Origin of the sequence: Enterococcus sp. AZ126 (genome assembly GCF_051714545.1) — a bacterium.
Taxonomy (GTDB): Bacteria; Bacillota; Bacilli; order Lactobacillales; family Enterococcaceae; genus Enterococcus_L.
Window position 1 is genome coordinate 646551 of record NZ_JBIOSB010000001.1, and the last position, 15979, is coordinate 662529.

At 31.3% G+C, this 15979-nt stretch carries 13 protein-coding genes; 1 reads left to right on the forward strand and 12 read right to left on the reverse strand.

The features are described 5' to 3' along the window. Positions 1-11: 11 nt before the first annotated feature. The 6 genes from IGI43_RS03100 to IGI43_RS03125 all read right to left on the reverse strand — a co-directional run bounded on the left by IGI43_RS03100 (position 12) and on the right by IGI43_RS03125 (position 5966). The gene (locus IGI43_RS03100) at positions 12-968 is read right to left on the reverse strand and encodes an alpha/beta fold hydrolase (RefSeq protein WP_438756373.1); all 957 of its coding nucleotides are present in this window, start codon (positions 966-968) and stop codon (positions 12-14) included. Further along, positions 946-1614: a TetR/AcrR family transcriptional regulator gene (locus IGI43_RS03105; RefSeq protein ID WP_438756374.1), complete on the reverse strand. Its 669-nt coding sequence runs from the start codon at positions 1612-1614 to the stop codon at positions 946-948. Before IGI43_RS03105 ends, IGI43_RS03100 begins: the two co-directional genes overlap by 23 nt. Positions 1615-2551: 937 nt before the next feature. Further along, positions 2552-3757: an MFS transporter gene (locus IGI43_RS03110; protein WP_438756375.1), complete on the reverse strand. Its 1206-nt coding sequence runs from the start codon at positions 3755-3757 to the stop codon at positions 2552-2554. Then, positions 3754-5016 (reverse strand): ATP-grasp domain-containing protein, encoded by a 1263-nt coding sequence (locus IGI43_RS03115; RefSeq protein ID WP_438756376.1) that lies wholly within the window; start codon positions 5014-5016, stop codon positions 3754-3756. Before IGI43_RS03115 ends, IGI43_RS03110 begins: the two co-directional genes overlap by 4 nt. A 6-nt stretch (positions 5017-5022) precedes the next feature. Next, positions 5023-5430, reverse strand: coding sequence for a DUF2000 family protein (locus IGI43_RS03120; RefSeq protein WP_438756377.1), 408 nt, complete (start codon positions 5428-5430; stop codon positions 5023-5025). Then, entirely contained in the window at positions 5427-5966 is a 540-nt protein-coding gene (locus IGI43_RS03125; RefSeq protein WP_438756378.1) for a prephenate dehydratase domain-containing protein, read from the reverse strand. Before IGI43_RS03125 ends, IGI43_RS03120 begins: the two co-directional genes overlap by 4 nt. An 885-nt stretch (positions 5967-6851) precedes the next feature. Between IGI43_RS03125 and IGI43_RS03130 the strand changes: the two genes are divergently transcribed. Further along, a complete protein-coding gene (locus IGI43_RS03130; RefSeq protein WP_438756379.1) occupies positions 6852-7121 on the forward strand; it encodes a hypothetical protein in 270 nt (89 codons plus the stop codon). A 135-nt stretch (positions 7122-7256) separates the two neighbouring features. On the opposite strand, the gene IGI43_RS03135 is transcribed toward IGI43_RS03130, so the two are convergent. The 6 genes from IGI43_RS03135 to IGI43_RS03160 all read right to left on the reverse strand — a co-directional run bounded on the left by IGI43_RS03135 (position 7257) and on the right by IGI43_RS03160 (position 15778). After that, on the reverse strand, positions 7257-7961 hold the full coding sequence (locus IGI43_RS03135) for a hypothetical protein (RefSeq protein ID WP_438756380.1): 705 nt from the start codon (positions 7959-7961) through the stop codon (positions 7257-7259). Positions 7962-8006: 45 nt separating this feature from the next. Continuing rightward, positions 8007-9563, reverse strand: a complete 1557-nt coding sequence (locus IGI43_RS03140) for an endonuclease NucS domain-containing protein (protein ID WP_438756381.1) — start codon at positions 9561-9563, stop codon at positions 8007-8009. An 87-nt stretch (positions 9564-9650) separates the two neighbouring features. After that, positions 9651-12875, reverse strand: a complete 3225-nt coding sequence (locus IGI43_RS03145; protein WP_438756382.1) for a type I restriction endonuclease subunit R — start codon at positions 12873-12875, stop codon at positions 9651-9653. A gap of 35 nt (positions 12876-12910) precedes the next feature. Then, a complete protein-coding gene (locus IGI43_RS03150) occupies positions 12911-14116 on the reverse strand; it encodes a restriction endonuclease subunit S (RefSeq protein WP_438756383.1) in 1206 nt (401 codons plus the stop codon). After that, the gene (locus IGI43_RS03155) at positions 14106-14759 is read right to left on the reverse strand and encodes an N-6 DNA methylase (RefSeq protein ID WP_438756384.1); all 654 of its coding nucleotides are present in this window, start codon (positions 14757-14759) and stop codon (positions 14106-14108) included. Before IGI43_RS03155 ends, IGI43_RS03150 begins: the two co-directional genes overlap by 11 nt. Positions 14760-14761: 2 nt before the next feature. After that, positions 14762-15778: an N-6 DNA methylase gene (locus tag IGI43_RS03160; protein WP_438756385.1), complete on the reverse strand. Its 1017-nt coding sequence runs from the start codon at positions 15776-15778 to the stop codon at positions 14762-14764. Positions 15779-15979: the final 201 nt, after the last annotated feature.

Sequence of the window (15979 nt, forward strand, 5' to 3'; positions counted from 1 at the left end):
CCTCAAATCTGTCAATTTTTCAAAAAATTGCTTGTTTCTTTTACGATTGTTTCCATTTGCGTATGGTGTAAATAATGGGCACCTGGCAATTGAATCAAGGCTCCTTTATCTAAACCTCTCACTTGATCTTGATGCATCTCAAGCCAATTTTTTTGATTTTTATCATTATCTGCAACAAATAATAAGACCGGCATCGCTTTTGGATATGTTAGGCCACGAGAATCAGCGAAGCTATTATTTAATTCTTGAAGCTCATCTTTCATCGCCGGACTACTCATGTTCTTCATCGTCAATAACTTAATCTGTTCAAAATCAGGGTTATCTGGACTCACTCCTAAACCCGTTTCTGGACTCACTTTGATCAACGCTCGGAAAACGCCTGCTGTTTTTAAGAAGTCAAAAACTGTCATATCAATACCAGGCCAAGGCTGTTCTGGTGTGCTGGAATCAATTCCCACAAAGCCTTCCATTTCATTTGGATAAACTTGGGCATAATTCACCGCATAAAGCCCTGCAATCGAGTGTCCCATCAATGTGTATTTAGAAATGTTCAGTTCTTTGGCTACTTGATGGATTTCTTCCACAATATTTTCAACGCTACGACGACGATTGGTTTGGCTACTTAATCCATAGCCAAATGGCTCAATCGTGACTACACGATACTCTTTTTTCAACTCATCGATCATCGGTTTAAAATCTAAATAAGGACTAGCTGTTCCTTGCCCCGGTAAAAGTAAAATAGTTTTCTTTCCTTGACCTTCATCTACAATGTTCATCTCACCATCAAAAATTTTTAACTTCTCACCATATGACTCAATTCGTTTTGCTTCACTTTTCAAACTTATCTGGTGAATCGTAAAGGTGATCAATAAGAACACAATTAGGATGGTGATAATACCTAAGATTACTTTGCCTAATCCTTGTAATAGTCTGACGCCTAGCGATTTAGTTTTTAGTTGTTTCGTCATTTAGTTCTGCCACCTTTATCATAATTTGTTGGTCAAGTTTCTCTAAAAACGCATCACTTATAATTGGCATTCCAGTATTCTCAAGCATTATTTTGGCAGCCATTAATTTTTCAAAAAAAGTCTCTACTGTATTTGGAAACAACGCTTGAATAAACCACGTACTTAAAATCAAGATCGCTAATTCAGCCATTTGCTTCGGTTGATCAACTGTAACTGATCCATCACTATTTCCTTCAATCAGACAGGTTTCCACTAATGGTGCCATGATTTCATTCGTCGTCCGAATATACATTGAAAAGAATTTAGGATTATCTAACAAGGTAAAACTAAGGATACGAGACTGACTGGCCTCACTATTGAACATGCCTTCAAATAACAGAGCCTGAATTTTCTCTAATCCATTTAAATTATCTTTTTCCATAATTGTTGTTAAGGTAGTTTCATTGGGAATAAATCGTCTAACAACGGCGTCTATAATCTCATCTTTAGATGCATAGTGGTGATAAATGGCTCCTTTGGTTAAACCATCTAAACCTTTGACGATATCCGAAATAGATGTTTTTTCATAGCCTTTTTCGATAAATAGTTGTGTTGAAACATCTAGAATTAATGATTTAGCTTCCTCTGCTGTATATTTTTTTGGCATTGTAATCTCTCCTCCCTCGAAAACATTCAATTGGTATGTTTTTATCATACGCTATTTTTGAGGAATGTCAAATCATATTGATTTTACGCTCTGATTCCGCTAAGTTTTATATTATATATAAATTCTGAAAACACATTAAATTGCCGTCATTATGCCCCTATTCGGCATTTAACTAATATAATAACTTAGAACAAAAAATAGAAGACTAAAAATCCTAAAGAGGATTTTCAGTCTTCTATTTTTGATTACAGGGAGAGATAATCTTATTTATTTGTTTATTTAGTCACTCAATTTTTACCATGTAATAAGAGATTCAAAAATATTATATTTGTACCACGCCTCCAGTTTTCTCGTCAATTACAAATAAATTTTAATTCTTCAACGATACAATTAACATCCTCGAAATCCAAGGAATACCATAAGCGTTATGCTTCAACTCTCTATTTTTGGACAGACTTGCTAGTATATTTAAAGAGTTCAATCTCTTTTTAGTTTTACCAGGTCCAGATTGCATTTGAATTGAAAAATGAAAAACTTAAATTTCTTTTTCATTTTTTTTAAATAAATAATCTATTGTCACATCTTCTAACTCTTTAACGGCTCCTGAAAGATAATCTTAAAAAAAAAATTTAAAGTGACTTATTTATTTGTTAGCTTATTCATTACCAATTAAATTACATAACATGTATGCAGAAATTATTATAGATTAAATAAAAAATGCTAATTTATAATTGTTTTGGTGGATAAGAAAAAATTAGTAATTTCTGCTTTAGAAAGTTATTCAACTTCTCTTGATGTAATACTCTGATTAAATTACTACGGAGGAATGATAGTTCATAAGATTTTTATTTCAATACTCAAAATCAAAAATCTTTTCGAAAAATTTAAATAGAATTGTTCGATAATTCAAAGGCTTGTATCCTCTTTAAACCATTTTTTATTTCTCAAAACTATATTTTCGATAAACTAAGAACATTAAAAAAGCATAGGTCAAAGACAACCCCATAATAAAAAGCCAAACCACTGAAAATGAATAATTGACAATTAATCCACCTATAATACTTGTTCCCAAAATATTTCCAAAAGCACCAATCAATAGTAGAAAAGAATTCATTCGTCCTTCATACTCTTTGCCTGCAAGCATAGATACAACAACACTAATATTTGTTTGAACAACAATTTCACCTATCGTCAAAAAGAATATAAACAAAATCATTCCAACTAGATTTGAAAAAAGTAATAGACACAAAAAGCTAGTCAAATAGAAGAAACTACCAATTATGATCAGCATAATTGGATTAATACTTTTAGTAATCCGTAAAATCATTGGGGTGATTAACAACACCATCGAAGCGTTTATTAACATCATAGTTCCATAGACTTTTGGCCCATTGGTAAACCATGTATTGAATTGCAACGGTACACTAAATGAAACTTGTATATAAATCATAAAGTTTAAAATTGAAAAGACAATCGCTTTTATCGCTAAATGATTTTGACTCCATAGCTCAGCCAATGAAAACTTAACTTTTTTATCTTGCTGTTTAGGATAAGTAAGCCGCTCTTCTCTATATTTTAGTTGAATACAAACCGTGGCTATTAGATTAAGCACTGCGACCAATAAAAAATACAAGGCAAGATATTGATCAAACCAAAGTCCATTTAAAAAAGGACCAATCGCAACTCCTAAATTTAAAAATAGATAGAGCAAAGAAAAACCACTTTTCTTCGTGTTTAAGTTACCATTGGAATTTTCTAAAATAAACACATTGTAGATTGGATTTGTGAACCCAAAAATACCACTGATTATAATCAACAAATAAACAACTACAAATGATCCTAAAAACAAGGCACACAAAAAAGAACAAATAACTAATAAATATTGACTAAATAAAAATAACGTTCTCTTTGAAAACTTATCACTCAAATATCCACCTAAAAAGATACAAACTAGGTTTACCAATAAAGCAATTGATACAAAAGAGGCAGCTTCTATGTCTGTTTTATTGAGCTTTAACGTTATATAATTAGTTAGTAACGGATAAACAAATATTATCAAACTCGAAACAAATCTTGCTAAACATATAATATAAACATTTGGAGGCAATCCTTTATATACAGATAAATATTTTTTTATAATCATTCTTCTACCACCATTAAATCAAAAAAACGATGGTATACAGTCAATAGTTTTTCTCGTAACAAATCATAGTTTACATCTTCAATAATGGCAAATCCTGATCTAGTCATCGTATCCTTAACATCTAATAAACGGTCTCCAATTGACCTTTGAACTTCAAAGGTAATAATCCCTTCAATGTCTTTAAAATCCTTTAACGTCGCAAGAGCAACTATTTCTCCTGCTTTTTGTGGTAGGCAAATCATGCCGGTAAAGATATCTTTTGACTGTTTTGGAGAAACAAATTTTTGTAATTCAACATCAATCATTGCTTCAAACATATCTACATTAAATGTATTCTTGATAATCGGGGGCATAACATCTGCACCGCCAATCCGGGCACCTATTTCACCAAAATACACTTCCCCATCTTTTGTAACAAAATATTCTCCATGGGTAACTGTATTATTTATTCCTAACGCGGAAATTACTTTTTCATTTAGTTCACTTATTTTTCTAGTGGCAGTATTTTTTTCACTCTCTGCTTTTGAAAATACAATGCTAGCAGGAGGTCTACCTTTCGTTGCAATATCCATGCAGTTATATAAATATTTACTTACAGAAGAAAATACGACTTGTCCATTTTGAACAACACAATCACAATGATATTCTTCTCCATCTATAAAACTCTCTAATAGAATTCTATTATCCGAGATTGCTAATAATAATTCATTTTCTATTGCTAAATTAGAAAAATACTCTGAAATGTCCTTATTTGACAAAAGTTTTTGAGTATTCAATGTAGCAAATCCATTTAGTGGTTTCGCTACGATTGGAAAACCGACTTTCTTAGCAAACAATATTGCTTCATTTTCAGATACAGCAATTGCATTCTTACTTGTGTTTAGTTCTCTTTGGTGAAGCATTTCATTCATTATCCATTTATCTCTTACCGCTAATGCTTGATTTTTTTGAATACCTGGTATTCCAAACTTACTTCTCAAATCACCGCCAATTTCAATCAAATTTTCCTTTGGAGCATACAATGCAACAATCTCGTACTTACTTTTAAAATCAGCGATAATATCAGACAAATTTTCAAAATCAAGTATATCCTTTACTTTTACACAACTATCAAAATAGTTTGCTACTTGATCATTAAATTCTTCTACGCTGGAAATTAGTAATTTGTTATAGTTATAATCATTTAGCTTTTGGACCCATCTCGTTCCGTTTTTATCACTGATTGGAATATCACTCAGATAAACAATCGCTTGCTCCATTTATTCTCACCTCAATAAACTAAATTTTTTGGTTAACATTCTGATCTGTTCATCCTCACCATACAATGCAACAACGACCGGCTCTAAGTCCTTCAATTCATTGGTAGAGATTTCTGTTTTATACTCAGAAAATTGATTGTTTAAACGTTGTCCTTTACTTGTAAACACGACAGATTCAATATCGTCTAGCTCATTGACTGTTTCAGTAAGTGTCAACAGTGCTGTTGGATTAGATTTTAGAACAACTAAGCTATTCCTTATACCTGCATGCTTGTTACAATTTAAATCAATTATTTTTTCTGAATCGATCATATCTTCAGTAATATTTGCTAATGCGGCTGATACAATAGCAATCACATTAGCTTGTTCTCCAAAAGGAAGATTTTTATTAATTATTATTGCTGTTCGCTTCATTGATTATTCTCCTTTGCTTTAAAAATTATCCAAGGCATAGAAATTCCTTCTCTAAGAGTTGCATGAATTTTCAAATTAAAATGCTCGGCACATAAAGAGTTTGTGATACATGCTATAAAACTTTGCTCTTGATTATTCTTAATAAGTTTTTCACATGCTTCCTCATTTGAATCCACATACGTTAACTTTGCGACCGATGAACTACTTGGAATATCAGCTACTAAGTTTTTAGTCGCTCTATGTAAAAATAACTCGCTACATTCTTTTATTTTCTTAGAATTACTTGCAAAGACTAAGCTTGGTATTTTTTCTACAAAACTTTTATATACTTCTAAATCATTATCCATAATAAATTTATTAATGTCTGGATATGCTCCCGGAATCAAAACCTTTTGAATCGAGTTTTTCTTTAACGATTCAATTGCTCGTTCAAAGCTTGAAAATCCTTTTAATTCATCATCTGTACTTAATTCTTTAGCGATATGCATGCTGCATGTTAATTGACTCAATTCATTTCCCAACGTCCCTAAAATCATTGTTCATCACTTCTCCTTTTTTTCACAGAAAATTCTGTCTATTCACATTAAATTATTATTTTTAACTCAATATACCAATTTAAATTTAATAAGTCAACAAATTTCTGCTTTTATCAAGATAAGTATAGCTTTACTTGACTAAGCGATTTTAATCAAAGGTGAAGCTTGTTTAAAACTTTATGAATAAATCGTTCACTTTTTTTATCTGTTCGCCTTGATTCTCGCTGTCGATTTATTTATACTTAGTGTATAGAATGGAAATAAAAAAGCTGAGTAAGTCCTGATTCAGAACATCACTCAACTTTATGACAATTTAATCCTTGGCACCTTTTTGTTTGGCTGGAACCGAACGGAAATGGTCTTGAAAACAGCAACGACTGTCCGCACAAGTATGCCAATAGTAAATGAATCACTAGCTTTTTTGTCGTGTCTCTTTTTTAGCTACAACTAGAAAGGATTGCTAGGTCTCTTTAAGGTACTATTGACTTATTCAGGTATTGGACATTGCGCCAATGCCTTTTTTATTTCTATTCTAGGTCTGATTTTTATTGACGGTGGTGATAATAAAACGTAACGATGTACAAGTTAAAAAATAGAAAAATAAAAAACGGCACCTTACAACCTGACTGGAATCATGTTGCAAGGCCCCGAATAAACAGCAACGACTGCTTATCCGAGTTGCCGATAGCGCGTACCGAAGTACTCGCATGTTTTATTGTACTTAATTTTGATTGATTTTACTAGTCTCTTTGCTGGATTCTTTCATCTTTTTGGCGATTTCATGTGTTCTTTGACGAACTATTGCACACGATGAGGCACAGATAGGTCTGATCGTTTTTTATTTTCCTGTTGGTTTTTCAAAAAAATAGGAATGGATGTGTAGTGATGAGTAAAGAACAGAATTTGAAGGCGGTACCTTATCAGGATATTTTGGATGTGCGGAGTGAGTTGATCAAGCTTCGATCTTGGCAAAAGTCGTTGGTTTATTTGGATGAATTTTTTGATGGGAAGGTTACGAGGAATAAGAAGGATATGCAGATGCGGTATTATTCTTGTCAGCAGTTGTATCAGATTTTTTCTGGAGATTTTGAGGAGGTTTTGAAGGAGAGTGAGGAAATTGTGGCGAGGATGGTTCAGCGAGGGAAGATTAAGTAAGTATACAGAAAGTTTGTTGCAGTAAAAAAGCTAAAATCTGGATTTTTTTGTGATTTTAGCTTTTATTATTCTTTACTAATCCATACATGTCAAAAAAATATCAAAATATTTATATAAAATATTCTACAAAACTAACTATCTTAAAAAATTCATCTCAGAATTCATGTATTTTTTTATATCATCACTTTCACTAATTAGAGAAATCATCACTATTTGAGCTTTTTTTATTTTTTCAAGATGAGCAATCATACTATTAATTCTATAGGGTTGATTGAGTATTTCTGTATTAAAGTAACAATAATAATAAGCATTATAACTATCTAATACATCCAAGTATGTTTCTAATATCTTTTTTAGTTGTTGATTATATACTTGATCAGAAAATAAAAATGAAACTTGATTGCTTTTGCTTTTTAATTCTGATTTGTATTTTAAGTATTCCACTCGAACCAACTCATATTCTTTTTTATCATCCGCTTCTGAAAATCTTATCTTATCTACAAATAAAGAATGATTGACTACTTGTACAAATTGATTATTAATTAATTCGTTTAATGCTTTATATCCTTTTAGTGAATTTCCTGCTCCAGACCTATAGTAATCCTTAAAATCAGTATCTAAATTTAAAGAATCTATATAAGAAAAATTTAACTCTATAATTGCATTAAATAAGTCATTAATGATCAATCTTCTATCAAATAAACTTTGCTTATTACTTAGCTCTATCGACTTATTTGTTTGTTTAATCGCCTTATAAGAAAAAAATAAAGCGATACTTGATATAATAATGCTAATAATATCGGATAGAGAAATGTGAAGATCAAGATAATTTTGAATCATTTTTATTATCCTTTCAGTTATTTTTATAAATTTACCAAAATAATACTAATTATCATATGCGATATTACTTGAAAAAAGTTCTTTTAAATCTGCAACTAAGACATGAGTATTCTTCAAATAATCTTGAAAGAGTGTTTTTTCTTCACAAGGAGTATAAAATATCTCTCCATATTCTGAAATACGTACATCATAACATTCTGTTTTATCATTGAAAATGTCATATCTCTTACTAATATATTTTAGCCCAATATCATTCATTATATCCATTTCTTGCTTATATAATTCTCCAGAATTTAGTACACTAAACAACATCATGGGGTTATTATAAAAATGTTTTATCAAAATGTCTTTTAAAGATGTTTCTTTAAAATTATATTCTATGTTTCCACGATAAATTTGCACTACTTCATAATCTTTATGATTTATGATAATTTCATACGTAGGTTCTATTCCATACACTAGACATTCCAAGATACTTTCAGGGTTTGTTATGGAGACAACAATCGTGTAGTTGTCGTATTTCTCTTCTAATTCATTAAAAATACAAGTAAAATGTTGTTTCCAAATTTTGTTACCATAAAAAACATTCTTTGCATTGTACAACACTTCTTTTAGTTTTGCTAAATGCTTAGAGTTGGCATAATCATAAAAGAAAACATAGTTTGTATCGTTTAATCCTATTATGTCTTGTATTAATTTATTTACTGTATATAATTGGTCTTTAGCAAAAGCTCCTCCACAAACATGGTTCTCCATCTTCCAATCAGAATGCAACATATTCAAAAGTTTCTCTGGATAACCGATCTCAGATGTATCACAATATGATCGGTTGATCACTTCACCTAATATTGCTTGTTCTATTTCTCCTTGTAATTCTTCTCCATCATAATTTTTTTCAATTTCTAATAATTCTTCATATAAATTTCCATAATCTATTAAGTCATGTTTACTCTGCTTTTTACAAAATTCTATATAATTACTAATTGGTACTTTTTGGAAAGCTAGATATATCCCTTTTGGATGGATAACCTGATTATTTGTACCTTGATAATTTAGATTTAATAAAATATATTCCTTAATACCCACTTGTTCTAAAAGATAACTTATTATTGATAGTTCATCATATATACAACGTTTAGCCCCATAGAGGAAAATATGTTGAATTCTAGATATTTTTCTTTGAATAGGATTAGGAACTGATTTTATCTTTCTTTTAGCTATTGGTATAAAATGATTATTGACTTCGATCTCATAACCTTCAACTAGTAAATCAGTCTCTAATACAAATTGAGAAAAAGGAACCAATAATTCATCCCAAGTTGTAGAAATTAAAATAACTCTAATTTCGCTTTGCTTAATATATAGATTTCTTTTTAATAAAGCTGAATATTTAAAAATTTCGTGTAACGCTTGTCGTGCAGCCTGATTACTTCTTTTTATTTCAATAATCACGTAGTTCCCTTGCTTATCTTTAGCTAGTAAATCTACATATCCTTTTGTCCCATCATTATTGGGTAATAAGTATTCTTTACCAATTAAACTTAGTTCATCCGATAAAAAGTTTAAATTTTCTGCTAAATAATCCCGAATTTTGGACTCCATTTCCAAACCTCCTCCATAGGTTGAATAAAACTTTCTATACAAAAATAGTATTGAAATTTGATCATTCATTTCAATACTATTTTTATTTTATAAGTTTCCAACATATCCTCTACCTGACACAGCTCTATTCAAGATAAATTGGAAAATCGTTTCCGTTTTATTTTGAAAGAGCTGTTTATCATATGAATCGGGTAACTCTTTATCAAGCACTGTCTCAATTTTATTTTTTACTCGTTGTTTTGGCTGTTCATCTTTAAACCAGTCAACACTCAAAATTTTTCCGTTTTCTTTCATCAATGAATAATACAATTGGGTTGCTGCTGATTTTACTTGTTTTTCTTCTTCTTTTGTTAGTTTTTCTTTCAAAAGTAAATCATATAAAACCAATTCTTCTTCGGAAAGATGTTCTGTTGATGCACGTGCGTCTTCTTTTTTCAAATCTTTTACAAATTTCTTTAACTCTTCAAAATAATTCTCATTTGCTGTAGCACCAGCGTTATATCCTTGAACTAATTTTTCGTACCTTTGAGCAAAAGAAACTCTTGTTTCATTTTTATTTAGCATTGCTTCTAATTTTTGTTCGATAAAATTTCTCAATTCTACCAATTCAATATTTACATATTCTGACTTTTGAATTTTTGCAATCATTGTTTCTACGTCTAACTCTGAAAGTGAGATTGTTTTATTATCATAATCAACATCTGAATCTTCTTTGATATAAAATAAATTCTCCGAATCGACACTCACATCCAGTAACTCTTCTACTTTCACTTGAGCATCTTCAATTCGTTCATTTTGAATCAAATTCCCCATCAGTTTTGACATGTATTGAACTAGCTTAAAGATACGATTATCCCAATCATATTGGAAAATTTCAGGACAAGAAGCATCATAAATATTCTTTAATAAATTCGTATAAATAATAAATTGTGCTTTTTGCTCATCTGTTGCTAGAACAACATTAACTGCAGATTTTATCTTACAAGTTTTTGAAAATACATCTTCAGTACTTACTATTTCCATTAAATCAATATTTAAGGATGTACAAAAATGAATAATTTCTTCCTGAGTTAAGACAAGCATCTCAACCAGCTCATCTACTTGTTTTACTGGCAAGTCTAATTCAGCCTCATGATGAGAACCGCCGTAGTCTTTCAGGGCTTTTTTCATATAATGGAAAATATTCACATGATCTACAATCAAGCCATTGATCTTAATCCCACGTTTATCATCTGAATAAACACGATTCGCACGGGCAATGGCTTGCATTAATGTGTGGCTCTTCATTGGTTTATCTAAATAAAGCGTTGAAACCGAAGGCGCATCAAAGCCAGTTAGCCACATAGCGGTTACAAAAACTAGCTGTAAAGGATGATCCGGATCTTTGAATTGCTCTTCAATATCACGACCTTCGTCATCAACTTGATGATATCTTTTTCTATGTTGCGTAATATCTAAGCCAAACCGCTCGAATTTTTCTTCTTCTCCGCTTTCCTCGCTTACCACAACAGCCATTTCGACACTCTTCATAAATGTTTTCTCTTTTAATAAAGCTTCTTTCTCTTCCTGAGAATGTGTTTGTTGCAACACAGAATTAATGGCTCGTATTCTTTTTTTCCAATGCTCTTGCACTTTGTTATACATCATAACTGTCGCATATTTATCGACTGAAATAACCATCCCTTTTCCTAAAAAACCTCTTTTTGGAAAGTGTTTAACGATGTATTGAGCAACTTCGTCTAACCGGTCGTCTCGTTTCATTACGTTTAAAGAACTACGGTATTTATTCTCTAATTTCTTTCGTTCTTCGTCTGTCAATTCTTCCTTATCAATGATATCCAAAAATTCATCATTTAATAGATCATTATTTAAATTAACTGTAGGGACTTTTTTTGTATAGAATAAAGGAACTGTTGCACCGTCATTAATGGAATCATTAAATGTATACTCACTCACTGGATTTCCAAAATAATCATAGGTTAATTGTTTACTACCTAACAGTGGTGTTCCTGTAAAAGCAATATATTGCGCATTAGGTATGCCCTTACGCATGTTTTCAGCTAAATTTTTATATTGAGTTCGATGGGCTTCATCTACAATCACAATAATATCTTTTCGTTCAGAAAGCAGAGGAAAATCTTTGTATTTATCGTATCTAAATTTTTGTATTGTAGTGAAAATCATCGAGATATTACTTTTAAGTAATTCTCTAAGTTGCAACCCACTTTTTGGTTTAACCATATTTGTATCTTCAACTACACCTGTTCGCACAAAATTTTTGATTAACTGCGAATCTAAATCATTGCGATCTGTCACAAGTAAAAAGGTATAGTTTCCTGCAAATTTCCGTCTTATTTTCCGAACATACATCACCATGGAAAAGCTTTTGCCACTACCTTGTGTATGCCAAAATACCCCTAATTTTCCATTTCTAGCTTCTCTATTCTCAAAAGCTTCAATCGCATGATTGACACCTAAAAACTGATGATTTTTCGCAACGATTTTCGTATCTTTATTTAGATACAAAATAAAGTTTTCAATATAATCTAAAAGTTTCGCTTTTGGCATAAGTCCTTTAAGTAAATATTGAATGGATAGCTCTTCATCATGAATTTTCGTTCGATCAATCACCTCTTTTTCATCCTCAATTTTAAGCCATTCAAAATAATGAGAGAAGGTCGAATTATAGCTGCCAGCCTTCGTAATATGTCCATTTGAAATAATACATAATTGATTGAAGAAAAATAATTGTGGAATATCCTTTTTCTGATCCATCAGATTTTTTGAATACCCTAATTGGACATTTTCACTTGGTTTCTTTAACTCAATCCAAACTAAAGGAAGTCCATTGATATACACGATAATATCCGGTCGACGGTACCCAATCTCACCAGCAATCCAAACTTGTCGAGCGGCAATAAAAGAATTATTTTCAGGATGCTCAAAATCAATTAGCTTTAATGTTTCAATCTGTTCTTCATCATTGAGAGAAAATCTTATATTGAACCCATTAATTAAAGATTGATAATATTCATAATTTTTATCTTTTAATAACCTAGAATTTAAAGAATCATCCTTGATAATGGCTTGTACTTCCCCAACAATGAGTGCATCTGGAATTGAAGGATTTAGTTTACGAGCGTACTCTAAAAGAACATCAGGTAAAACGACTTGTTTTTTTGCCTGTCGATGTGTTCCATCCTTAAGAGAAGAATTTGTTTTTGTGTAAGCATTCAAAAGTGAATAACCTAAATCTTCAAATTCTTCCATAATACGCAATTCCAGATCATCTTCCGTGATAAAATCAACCATTTTTTAGACCTCCTTTAGTTCAAATTTCGTTTTTCTTACTCTAATTCAATTTCTCCAGAAAGAAGTTTTGGTAGTAGAGTGTCTCTAAGTTCTTTTAAAGTTTCGTTTTCAGATTTTCTTTGATTAATCATATTAAACAATGGAATAGTTTTTTCACTATAACAAAGCATCATATCCATATTTGGCAAAGCTAGTTTTAAAGTTGCAATTGCTTGCTTATCTCCTCTTGGCATTTTCGTTCCTTTAGATGTAAGAGTCATGAATTCAAAAAAATCATCTCTTTGAAGAAATGAGTATAAAAACTCTGGTAAGCAAATAGCCCTCTTCGCACGAAAATTCAACACATCATTTGAATAACCACCTTTACCAACAGCTTTCCAAATCTTTTTAAAGTAAGGTCGAATATTGGAAATCAATACATCATCATTTCTATAACACTTAACAGATTTCACAGTCGGAAGTTTTGTTGCTTGCATTTTACCCAATTTACCTGCCAATAAATTTTCAGTACTTGCATAATTATCTAAGGATAAATCTTCAACTAATATTTTATCTTTTATATTTTCTATAATATTTCCCAATTCAACAAGTTGAAACTCTTCTGGAATTTCACCTAATTCACTTTCAACCATTTTTCCACCGCTTGATTTGTATGGATTTCCATTTTTATCTGGAAATTCAAAATCAATGAACCAATGGTTGAAAAGAGTTGTTACGGTTTCTTCTAAAGTGTTTATAATTTGATTGTTGAGGTCGATTTTTGAATCAAATGAAGTAAGCAACTTTGTAACTTTTTTTTGAATATTTATACTCGGAATTTCAATTTGTAAAGAACTAAATGTATCTCTAGTTATAGTATCAAAAACAGACCCATGAGTATTTGATTTCACGTACATAACATTCTGTTTTAACCAATAATATAAGTAATCATTAGTAATATATTTAGAAATTCCCTTTAATCCGTAACAAGATTGATTAAACGCCATTTTTTTATTTATTTGTGCAACTAGACCAACTGTTCCACGAGCTGAAATAACTAAATCTCCTTTATTCATTACATTGGTAGAACTTTTCTTCAAACCCATATCAGTAATAGTTTCACAAGTCTTATTTATCCATCTTGACGTAGTAAAATCCTTGACAGATATCCATGGAATATCTCCATTCCAGTATTCTTTAACTGTTCTCTTAGGCGTACCACCACCGATTATTTCGATAACCTCATTTAATTTATATCTCATACCCTATGCCTCCTAGGGCATTGCAAATTTCCTTTTCCAATTCATTTGATTTTCGGAACTGTTCTGATAATTGCTTTGTTAACCTTTCCATCTTCTCTTCAAAGGGTTCTTCATCTACTTCTATCTCTTCCACACCAACATATAATCCTGGGGATAAGCTCCAATCTTTTGATTCAATACTATTTTCTCCATGAACTGGAACAACACTACATAATCCTGCTGTATCTTGATACATTCCCTCTGGAAAGCGTTCGTTAACCCAATCTAGTTGTTTTTGCCAATATTCCTTTTGGTCATCATTTAAGTCAATATTTGCTTGATACCAGTTATTTATTTCTTCATATTCTTGGGCATTGCCTTCATACAACCTTGTAATCAAAGCAAGGTTTTTAATATGTGCTTCATCAAATCTACGGTGTGCACGATCTACCTGTGTATATAATTCTTTTTTATCTGCATTAATAAACAAAATTTCTTTATGTTTTTTTGATTTATCAAAGAACCATAGAGTTGCTGGTAAAGTGACAGTATTAAACATATTTGAAGGTAACACAACAATTTGTGAGAGGTGACCACTTTCTAATAAACGTTTGCGAATTTCTTTTTGTCCACCATCTCCTGCTGTGGAAGCTCCATTTGGCATAACTAATGCCGCTTTACCATTTTTTTCAATGCAGTGGCAAATTGATTAATCCATAAGTAATTGGCATTGGGGACTTTCTCAATTTCATCATTTTTACTAGAATTTCTTGGAATACCATATTCATTAAATCTTTTTTGATTACATACGCGCTCGTATTCAACACCTCTTACATTAAACGGAGGATTGGCAAAAACATAATCAAACTTCTCATAGCTAATGTGGGGGTCTTCGTAAAATGAATTGGCTTGAGTAATATCTCCATTCATGTTATGAAGCAATAAGTTTAATTGTGCTAATTTTACAGTTGCCGGTTCTTTTTCAACGCCATGGGCTCTTAAAGCATTTGGGCCATAGCCATGTTTTTTCGCATAAAGAGCCGATTGAACAAACATTCCTCCTGAGCCACATGCAGGATCTAATATTCTACCTTTTTTTGGTTGAACAACTTCTACCATATACTGAACTACTGATGCTGGAGTATAAAAGACACCTCCACCTTGTCCTTCTGCCATGGCAAATTTTCCCAGAAAGAACTCATAGATTTCTCCAAAAATATCAACTGAGCCCTCTGTTGGAATATCTTTGAAATTCTTCAGCAAATTTTTTAAATTTGTTGCTGGTATTTCTTTGTATTTTTCTTTGGGTAATGCTCCTTCTACAGAAGATGCGTATCTTTCCATTTCATTCATTGCATTTACAATTGCTGGCGCAATAACATCTTCTTTTTCTGGAAGATTTAATAAATAATCATACCTTGCGTCATCTGGTACATAAATTCCTGCTAATTCAAGGGCAATCTCACTTTTATTTGCTGAAATACGTGTACTTTTTTGTCTTTTTTCAAATTCTTCTTCAATAGCTTTTTCAAATTTTTTATATTTAGCGTCAGCAAAACGCAAAAAAATTAGCCCTAAAATGGGTTCAGCATAATCATGGGCACTTAAATTAGAGTTGGCACGCATATCAATCGCCGTCGTCCAAAGATCGTCTTTCAGTTTTTTTAATTCTTTATCATTCAATTTTAGTTGCCCCTTTATCTATAAAAATATGTTTAATTATTTATATACGTAGTCAAGTAAATTATATATTAAACCGATGTAAAAGTATACTTTTCAGTGTATTTCATGCCACCTTTTACCTGTTTCAGCGTAATTTATTCTGTATATCTGAATGAATAAAAAAGCCATTCTCAACATTTTAAAGAATGACTTATTCCTATA